Genomic DNA, 9,182 nt, shown 5'->3' with positions numbered 1-9,182 from the left:
CCCCCATCCCGTGTGAGCGAGCGGAGCCGCCGGGCGGTCGCCGGCCGCGCCGGTGGCCGCACAGCGCCGCGAGCCCCCGCTGCCGCCCTGCTTGCCCGCGGCGGCGGTTTCGGCTGGGTGAGTCAGCGGCCACAGTGCGGTGTTATGAAGGGTATATGGCACCTTTCGGGCGGAATCGGAGCCCGTCGCGTCATCCGCTGCCCCAGCGGTCACGTGATCGGGATTCGCTGCTCAACCCGCGCAGCGCCGCCGGTCAGGTGTTCCTCCTCCAGATCATCGTCGTGGTGCTGCTCGTTCTCGCGGCGATGGCGGCGCTGGTGGTTCAGGCGTCGCGGGACGCCCTGCGTCAGGGGCGCCGCGAGTCGGTCGTCGCGGCGCAGTCGTTCGCGAACGCCCCGGGCGTGGCCGACGCCCTGCGCGGCCCCGATCCGACGGCGGCACTCCAGCCGCGCGCGGAGGCGACACGGATCAGAACGGGTGTCGATTTCGTCGTCGCCATGAGCACTGACGGAATTCGTTATACGTATCCCTATCCCGAAGAGATCGGGAAGAAGTTCGTCGGCACCATCGAACCGGCCCTGGAGGGCCGCACCGTCATCGAGCAGGCCGGTGGGCCGCCCCTGCCTGCCGGCAGGGGAACCGCGGTCCAGGCGGTGGTTCCGGTGACCGACTCGCACGGAACCGTCGTCGGGCTGGTCTCCGCCGGAATCACGGTCAAGAACGTCGCGCAACGATGGACGCCGCAGCTGCCGATCATCCTCGGCAGCGGTGCCGCCGCGCTGGCACTGGCCTCGGCCGGGACGACGCTGGTCTCCCGGCGGCTGCGGCGCCAGACACACGGAATGGCTCCGGCGGAGCTGGCGCGGATGTATGAGCATCACGATGCGGTCCTCCATTCGGTGCGGGAGGGAGTACTGATCATCGACGCCCGCGAACGGCTGGTTCTGGCCAATGACGAGGCGCGACGGCTGCTGGGACTGCGGTCGGACGCTCTGGGACGCCCTGTGCGGGAGCTGGGCCTGCCGGAGGAGATCACGCGTCTGTTCACGTCACCGGACGCGCTGACCGACCAGGTCCACCTCACGGACGACCAGTTGCTCTCGGTGAGCAAGAGGGCCACGTTCCCGGACACGGAAGACGGAGGCAGTGTGGTGACCTTGCGGGACACCACCGAGCTGGCCGCGGTGTCGGGGCGGGCCGAGGAGGCGCGGGAGCGGCTGACCCTGCTGTACGAGGCGGGGATGCGGATCGGGACGACACTGGATGTCCGGCACACGGCCCGCGAACTGGCCGAGGTGGCGGTGCCGGAGTTCGCCGATCTCGTCACTGTGGATCTGCTGGACGCGGTGCTGCGCGGCTGGGAGCCGACCGCGGAGGGCTGGCGGCATCTGCACCGTGCGGCGATCAGTGGGGGGCCGCCGATGATGCCGGTGTACCCGCTCGGCGAAGTGATCACGTTCTCGCTCGGCACCCCTCAGATGCGGACGCTGCGGGAGGGTCGCGGGGTGCTGGAGGCGGACCTGCAGCACGCCTACGGCTGGCAGAAGCAGGATCCGGAGCGCGCCAGGAAGGCCCTGGACTGCGGTCTGCGTTCCCTGGTGACCGTGCCGCTGCAGGCCAGGGGGGTGCCCCTGGGCGTGGTGAACTTCTACCGGACGAAGGAATCCCCGCTGTACGAGAGGGACGACCTGTCCGTCGCGGAGGAGCTGGCCGCCCGGGCCGCCGTGGCGATCGACAACGCCCGGAGGTTCTCCCGGGAGCACGCCACGGCGGTGACTCTGCAGCGCAGTCTCCTGCCACGGGGACAGCCCGAGCAGGACGCGCTGGAGGTGGCGTGGCGGTATGTGCCGGCCGAGGCGGGGGTGGGCGGGGACTGGTTCGACGTCATCCCCCTGCCGGGCGCTCGGGTGGCGCTGGTCATGGGCGACGTCGTCGGGCACGGACTGCACGCGGCGGCGACCATGGGACGGCTGCGCACCGCGGTGCACAACTTCTCCACGCTGGACCTCCCCGTCGACGAGGTGCTCGGATACCTGGACGACCTGGTCATACGCATGGACGAGGAGGAGAACGCCGAGGACGCCACCGGCGATCACGAGGGTGAGGGGGTCACGGGAGCCACCTGCCTCTACGCGGTCTACGACCCGGTCACGGGGACGTGCACGATGGCCCGCGCGGGCCACCCCGAACCGGTGGTGGTGCGCCCGGACGGGACCGTCACCTGTCCGGGCATTCCCGCCTCGGCACCGCTGGGCCTGGGGGGCTACCCCTTCGAGACCGTCGAGCTGCACCTGCCCGAGGGTTCACAAGTGGTGCTCTACACCGACGGCTTGGTGGAGGACCGCACCCGCGACATCGACGTCGGGCTCGAGAAGCTGCGCCGGGTCCTGGGCGAGGGCGGGGGCCGCACCGCGGAGGAGACGTGTCGGGCGGTGATGGACGCGCTGATGCCGACCCACCCCGCCGACGACATCGCCCTGCTGACGGCGCGAACCCGGCTCTTCCCGCCCGCGCGCCTGGCCGAGTGGGACGTGCCGCCGAACGCCGCGGTGGTGCCGTCGATCCGGGCGGCCTGCAGGGAGAAGCTGCGGGACTGGGGGCTGGAGGAGGTCTCGTTCACCACGGAACTGATCCTCAGCGAGTTGACCACGAACGCGATCCGCTACGGATCGCCACCGATCACGCTGCGGCTGCTGTACGGGCGCTCACTGACCTGCGAGGTGTCCGACGGCAGCAGCACCTCGCCCCGCCTGCGGCGGGCGGCGACCATGGACGAAGGCGGGCGCGGGCTGTTCCTGGTGGCTCAGTACGCACAGCGCTGGGGAACGCGGTACAACCTCGGCGGCAAGGTCATCTGGGCGGAACAGTTCCTCCAGGACGGCGTCTGCGCCGCGGCCGACACGCCCGTCGACGTTCTCCTCGAACAGTTCGGCGATCCCACCCTGTGACCTCGGGTCACCCACGACGTACGGAGAAACTGCTGGTTCGTGCCATGCCGCTGTTGGAGCAATCACCGTTCGGCCCGACCGGCCGTGCCACCCTTTGGTCTCGGCTGATCAGGGGTCGTGTCAGGAGGCCGCGATGTACCTCTCGGGTCAGGGGCTGCAAGAGCGGCTCCGTCCTGCCCTGACGGCGGCCGCCACGATGTGGCCGCGGACGTGGGGCGCCGCTTGTCCAGCCCATTCCGCCGCGCCGCCGCGCGCGGCCGGCGGACTCTCGTGATGGCCGGGGAGCGGGAGGGCGGACGACCGAAGCATGCTCACCTTCCTGACCTGCACCTGCGCCTGCGTTCCGAGTTGGGCAGGATCGACCACGAACTGCATGCCCTCCTGGCCGCCATGGACCGGCTGCAGGGTCTCCTCGACGCGGTGGTGGCCATCAGCCGGGAGGTCGAGCTCCCCGGGGTGCTGGACCGTATCGTCTCCACCGCCATGGACCTGGTCGGCGCCCGCTACGGGGCGCTGGGCGTGCTCAGCGAATCCGGCGAGCGGCTGGAACAGTTCATCACCGCGGGTCTGTCGGAGCAGGAACGCGACGCTCTGTCCGGGACGGATCTGCCGCACGGCCTGGGGGTCCTCGGCCACCTGATCCACAACCCCCAGCCCCTGCGGATCGACGACATCCCGGCCCATCCGTCGTCCGCCGGGTTCCCGCCGGGCCACCCGCGTATGCGTACGCTGCTCGGCGTCGCCATCAGTGTCCGCGGCGAGATCTACGGGGACCTCTACCTCTCCGAGCGTCGCGATGGCGAGCCCTTCGACGTCCAGGACGAGAACGTCGTCATCGCCCTGGCCAGCGCCGCCGGCATCGCCATCGAGAACGCACGCCTGTTTCAACGGGTCCGGGTCGCGGCCGAACAGTTCCAGCGGCGTCTGCTGCCCACGCTGCCGGATCTGCACCCTTACACCGCCGCGGCCATCTACCGGCCCGCCGCCAAGCCGAGCCAACTCGGCGGGGACTGGTACGACGCCATCCCACTGCCCGACAACGTCGTGGCGGTCGTCATCGGTGACGTGGTCGGCCACGATCTGCAGGCCGCGGCGGCCATGGCCTCCACCCGCAACATGCTGCGGGCCCTGCTGTTCGACCGGGGCAATCCCCCCGGCGCGGTCCTCGCCCGGCTCGACCGTACCCTGCAGGCCATCACGAGCAATCCCGTCACCACGACCACGCTCGCCCGGATCGAACCGGAGGGACCGGGCTGGCGGCTCCACTGGAGCAGCGCGGGCCATGTCCCGCCCCTGCTGATCACCCCCGACAGCCGGGCCGAGTACCTGTTCGGCGAGCCCGGCCTGCCGCTCGGGGTGGATCCCGATCAGCCGCGCCCCGACCACTCCCGTCTGCTGCCCCCGGGCGCCACGGTGGTCTTCTTCACGGACGGGTTGATCGAACATCCGGCCCGCTCCATCGACGAGAGCCTCGACGCGCTCGTCGACCTCGCCACCCTGTCCGCCGCCCTGCCATTGCAGGAGTTCGTCCAGGCACTGGCCGATCACCACCCCAGCGACGGTCACGACGACATGGCCATCCTCGCCCTGCGCACCCCTCCCGCCTGACCCCGCGGCGACCGCCGACAGCGACGAGACGGACGCGTGACACGAGGTGCCGTCCAGTCGGTCAGCCGTCCCGGGCGTGCCGTGGAGGATCCAGGTGATCCGGCGGATGATGGACTCCGGGGGGCGATGCGGAGGTCGCCCGATGAGTGTCGTGCGGCGTAGTCGGCTCCGGCACGCCGGCCTGGCCGCCCTGGAGATCTGCGCCGTGGCCGCGCTGTACTACGGCTCGGCCGAGTTGGGACTGCTCCAGCAACTGGTACGCAGCCAGGTCACCCCGCTGTGGCCCCCCACCGGCATCGCCCTGGCGAGCCTGCTCGTCCTCGGTCCGCGGATCTGGCCCGGCATCGCGCTCGGCGCGTTCCTGGCCAACATCACGCTCGGGCCCTCGGTCCTGGCCGTCCTCGCGATCATGGTGGGAAACACCCTCGCACCGCTGTGCTCGTACGCGCTGCTCCGCCGTGTGGGGTTCGACAGTGAGCTGGACCGCCTTCGCGACGCGCTCGCACTCATCTTTCTCGGTGCGTTCACCGGGATGCTCGTGAGCGCCTCGATAGGCAGCGGGACCCTGGCGCTCGCCGGTGCGGTGAGTCCTGGCACGTTCTGGCCGACCTGGTCGGTCTGGTGGACCGGTGACGCGATGGGCGTGCTGGTGGTGACGCCCGTGCTGCTCGTTCTCCGCTCGGCACGCCGGCCGAGGAACGTGCCGGTGTCCCGTTGGGCGGAGGCACTGCTCCTTGTGGCAGCCACGGTCTGCGTCGGCTTTCTGGAGGCCGGCAGCACACCGCTGCTGTTCCTCGGCTTCCCGCTGCTGATCTGGGCGGCCTTCCGCTTCCGGCTGGCCGGGGCCGCGCCCTGCGCGCTGGCCGTGTCGACCTTCGCCATCATCGCCGCCTCCCGGGGATCGGGCCCGTTCGCGGGGCAGGACCTCCTCACCAACATGATCACCCTGCAGGCGTTCAACGGCTCATCCGCGCTGACCGCGCTGCTGGTCGCCTCGGCCGTCAGCGAGCGCGAGGAGAACCAGAAGGAGATCGCGCGGGCCTGTGGGCAGCTCGCCGCGATGGTGGCCAAGATCGCCGCCGAGGCTCATCCCACACTTCACGACAGTGCCCCCGAGAAGAACAGGGAGGAGCCGCACGCCTGACGAGCCTGTGCACCGGCGTGATCGCGGCACCACGCGACGGTGAACGCGGCCTCCGCTCGTGCCGTCTCCCCCAGTACGGCACCGGCACTCGCCGCAGTACGGCACCGGCACTCGCCGAGGAGGTCGACCGCATCCTGGCCGGCCCCCGCGGCCGGACCGCGAGCGGCACCACGTTCCGGCGCGTCGACCGACCGCCCTACGGCTTCAAGGTGCACCTTGCCCCGCCCGCCACCACGGACCGGCTCTGTGCCCGGTTCGGTCCGGACACCCGGGGCGGGCCAACCGTCGGGGCGGAACCGACGTGGTGGTCAACCTCAGGCGCCGGCTGCTGCTCAGCCCCTGCGACCGGGGCCGGCCCGCCACCTGTCACGCACCGGTCACCGACCACGAAGTCGGCCATCGCCCCGGCCGCGGCCACGAGCGCTGTCCCCGCCCGGGCAGCCCGGCTCCCGTGATGATGCAGCAGATCGAGGAACTCCACGGCTGCGAACCCGACGCCCGGCACGCGAATCGTGGGTCGCGACACCGGAGCGGGACCCTCGTCGGCCGGGCTCGGCGCCGACGCCGCGGCACGCGTCAGGCCCGCCCGTGCGCCTCCTGCGAATGCCGCGACAACGAGTCGATGACCACGGCGGCGAAGAGCACTCCGCCGGTGATCACGAACTGCACGGCGGCCGGGGTGTCCGTGATCGCCATGCCCGAGGCGATGGACTGGATGACCAGGATGCCGAGCACCGCGGACCAGGTCGTACCCCGTCCTCCGAACAGGCTGGTGCCGCCGATGACGGCCGCCGCGATGGCGTTGAGCAGCAGGACACCGGAGCCCGAGCTCTGGCTCACCGAGCTGATGCGCGAGGCGATGAACAGGCCGCCGACCGCTGCCATGGTGCCCGAGACCGCCAGCACCGCGGTACGCACCCCCGTCACGCTGAGGCTGGCGCGGCGGGCCGCCTCGACACCCCCGCCGAGTGCGTAGACCTGCCGCCCGTAGTGCGTCCGGCGAAGGACGATGTCGAGCACGGCCGCCACCGCGAGGAAGATCAGGAGGGCCAGCGGCAGGCCCTGGAACTGGTTGAGCACGTACGCGACGGCGAAGGCGATCACCGCGAGCAGCCCCGTGCGCACCGTGATCATCCGGAGCGAGCGGTGCGGCATCCCGGCGGCCTTGCGGCGTCGCCGGTTCTGGTTGGAGACGACGAACATCGTGGCCGCGGCCGCCGCCGCGAGGCCGTAGGCGACAGCGTCCTGGCTGAAGTAGTAGCTCGTCAGCTGCACGACGAGCCCGTTCTCGTTGAGGTTGATCGTGCCGCTGTCGCCGAGGATGCAGAGCATGAGGCCGTTCCAGGTGAGCAGTCCGGCGAGTGTGATGACGAACGCCGGCACCCGGACCCTGGCGAACGAGAAACCCTGGACGGTTCCCGCCGCGGTGCCGGCGAGCACCGCGGCGATGAGGGCGATCCATTCCGGTACGCCGTCGTTCACGCTCAGAACGGCGAAGACGGCCGCCGCGAAACCGCTTATCGAGCCGACCGACAGATCGAGTTCGCCGATCAGCAGCACGAACACCGAGCCCACGGCGATCATGCCCGTGCCCACGATGTCCACGCTGAGGTTGGACAGATTCCGGGGGGAGAGGAAGTTCTCGTTGAGGGACTGGAAGACGATCCAGACGACGGCGAGCACGAAGACGACGGGCAGCGAGCCCAGTTCACCGGTGCTCAGCTTGTGCCGCAGGACGGCGACCCCGCGGGCGGCCACCCGGTCACGGCGCGGTCGGCGGGTCTTGGCCACGGGAGCGGAGGGTTCGGTGCGGGTGTTGTCCGCCATCTTGCGCATCCCTTTCACCAGCCCGCCTCAGGAACGACCATCCGGCGGGGTGCGTTTCCCGTGGCACCCGTGATGGAGGAGATGATCTGCTCCTGAGACGCGGTGTTCACGTCGAAGAAGCCGTTGTTGCGCCCCAGGCGCAGTACGACGGCGCGGTCCGCCAGTGCTTTCACATCGCCCATGTTGTGGCTGATGAGCAGTACGCCGAGGCCGCGGTCGCGCAGCTCGTCGACCAGGTCCAGGACCTCGGTGGTCTGCTCGAATCCCAGCGACGCGGTCGGTTCGTCCAGGAGGAGGACGCGCGGGTTGCCCAGGAGCGAGCGGGCGATGGCCACCGTCTGCCGCTGGCCGCTGGACAGTGCGACGACAGGGCCTCGCAGCTCCGGGACCCGCCCCGTCAGGCGCTCGAGGAGTTGTCTGGTGCGGCGCTCCATCTCCATCTCGTCGAGGAATCCGAACCTGCGGATCTCGCGTCCGAGGAACAGGTTGCCGACCACGTCCAGGTTTCCGCAGAGCGCGAGGTCCTGGTAGACGGTGGCGATGCCGAGGTCGCGGGCGTCGTGGGGCCGCCTGATGCTGACCCTGCGGCCCTCCCACTCGATGACGCCCTTCTCCGCGGGAGCGACGCCGGAGATCACTTTGACCAAGGTGGACTTGCCGGCCCCGTTGTCCCCGAGCAGCGCGACGACCTGGCCGGAGTGGATCTCCAGCTCGATGTCCCTGAGGACCTCGACCACACCGAACCGCTTGCACACGCCGTGCAGCGCCAGCAGAGGGGGAGCCGACACGGATACCGCCTCCTTCCCTGAACCCGGACCTGGTCCGACCGGCCTGTCAGGTCAGCCCGGCCCGGTCGCAGGCGGCCCGGAGCCGGGGGGTGCAGATCTGCTCGGTCGTGTAGATGCCGTCCTTGATCAAGGCGTCCTTGATGTTGTCGACGGTCACGGGGACCGGTGTGAGCATTACGGCCGGGACGTTCTGCCCACCGCTGGTCCGCACCTTGCCTGTGGCGAGCTTGTCGAGCTTCTCACCGCGCATCGCGGCCACTGCCATGGCGCCGCCGGCGGAGGCCTCGGGACCGAACGGTTTGGAGACGGTCATGTACTGATCGCCACTGACGATGCGCCGCACGGCTGCGAGTTCGGCGTCCTGCCCGGTGACGGGAGGCAGCGGGTGGACCCCGTTGGCCTTGAGGGCGGCGATGCTTCCGGCGGCGAGGCCGTCGTTGGCGGCGTAGACCCCGTCGATGCTGTCGGCGCCGAGAGCGGAGATGGCACCGGACATGTTGGTGTTCGCCACCTCTGGACTCCAGTGGAGTGTGTCGTAGGCCTTGCCGATCTTGACTTGCCCGTCGAGTGCGGACAGCGCGCCCTTCCTGAACGCCACCGCGTTCGGGTCACTCGGGTCGCCGTTGATCATGACGATCTGCCCACCGGGCACCTTGTCGCCCATGGCCTTCAGCAGTGCCCTGCCCTGCAGTCTGCCGACCTCCTCGCCGTCGAAGGAGACGTACCCCGAGATCGGCCCCCGGCTCAGGCGGTCGTAGGCGATGACCGGGATGCCGGCGTCCTTGGCCTTCTGCACGCTGTCCCCGATGGACTTGGCGTCGACCGCGTCCAGGACGAATACCTCGACCTTCTCGACGATCACAGTCT

Annotated in this window: 6 protein-coding genes and 1 pseudogene; 4 read left to right on the top strand and 3 right to left on the bottom strand. The window is 70.5% G+C overall.

Features of this window, described 5'->3' with window-relative positions:
- Nucleotides 1-155 precede the first annotated feature (155 nt).
- From ACFW2E_RS33035 to ACFW2E_RS33020, 4 genes and pseudogenes are all read left to right on the top strand, one after another.
- Complete coding sequence (locus tag ACFW2E_RS33035) at nucleotides 156-2,948, top strand: SpoIIE family protein phosphatase (RefSeq protein WP_384471404.1); 2,793 nt, start codon at nucleotides 156-158, stop codon at nucleotides 2,946-2,948.
- Nucleotides 2,949-3,221: 273 nt separating this feature from the next.
- Nucleotides 3,222-4,556 (top strand): PP2C family protein-serine/threonine phosphatase, encoded by a 1,335-nt coding sequence (locus tag ACFW2E_RS33030; protein ID WP_384471407.1) that lies wholly within the window; start codon nucleotides 3,222-3,224, stop codon nucleotides 4,554-4,556.
- A gap of 142 nt (nucleotides 4,557-4,698) precedes the next feature.
- A complete protein-coding gene (locus ACFW2E_RS33025) occupies nucleotides 4,699-5,700 on the top strand; it encodes an MASE1 domain-containing protein (protein WP_384471401.1) in 1,002 nt (333 codons plus the stop codon).
- A gap of 58 nt (nucleotides 5,701-5,758) precedes the next feature.
- Nucleotides 5,759-6,166 (top strand): annotated as a pseudogene (locus ACFW2E_RS33020) (DUF3152 domain-containing protein); the annotation flags it as partial.
- A gap of 110 nt (nucleotides 6,167-6,276) precedes the next feature.
- Here the strand turns inward: ACFW2E_RS33020 and ACFW2E_RS33015 are convergent.
- From ACFW2E_RS33015 to ACFW2E_RS33005, 3 genes are all read right to left on the bottom strand, one after another.
- Nucleotides 6,277-7,536, bottom strand: a complete 1,260-nt coding sequence (locus ACFW2E_RS33015; RefSeq protein WP_384471398.1) for a sugar ABC transporter permease — start codon at nucleotides 7,534-7,536, stop codon at nucleotides 6,277-6,279.
- A gap of 5 nt (nucleotides 7,537-7,541) precedes the next feature.
- Nucleotides 7,542-8,315: an ATP-binding cassette domain-containing protein gene (locus ACFW2E_RS33010; RefSeq protein ID WP_384471395.1), complete on the bottom strand. Its 774-nt coding sequence runs from the start codon at nucleotides 8,313-8,315 to the stop codon at nucleotides 7,542-7,544.
- Nucleotides 8,316-8,361: 46 nt separating this feature from the next.
- Nucleotides 8,362-9,182: sugar ABC transporter substrate-binding protein (locus ACFW2E_RS33005; RefSeq protein ID WP_384471392.1), on the bottom strand; the 821-nt coding region annotated here is incomplete at its 5' end.

Origin of the sequence: Streptomyces sp. NPDC058964 (genome assembly GCF_042741275.1) — a bacterium.
Taxonomy (GTDB): domain Bacteria; phylum Actinomycetota; class Actinomycetes; order Streptomycetales; family Streptomycetaceae; genus Streptomyces.
Note: the sequence above shows the minus strand (reverse complement) of the source record. Positions and strands in the feature narration are given on the sequence as shown.

Coding starts and splice junctions, on each gene's coding strand:
- ACFW2E_RS33035 (WP_384471404.1), top strand. CDS start 156: ATGGCACCTTTCGGGCGGAATCGGAGCCCGTCGCGTCATCCGCTGCCC.
- ACFW2E_RS33030 (WP_384471407.1), top strand. CDS start 3,222: ATGGCCGGGGAGCGGGAGGGCGGACGACCGAAGCATGCTCACCTTCCT.
- ACFW2E_RS33025 (WP_384471401.1), top strand. CDS start 4,699: ATGAGTGTCGTGCGGCGTAGTCGGCTCCGGCACGCCGGCCTGGCCGCC.
- ACFW2E_RS33015 (WP_384471398.1), bottom strand. CDS start 7,536: ATGCGCAAGATGGCGGACAACACCCGCACCGAACCCTCCGCTCCCGTG.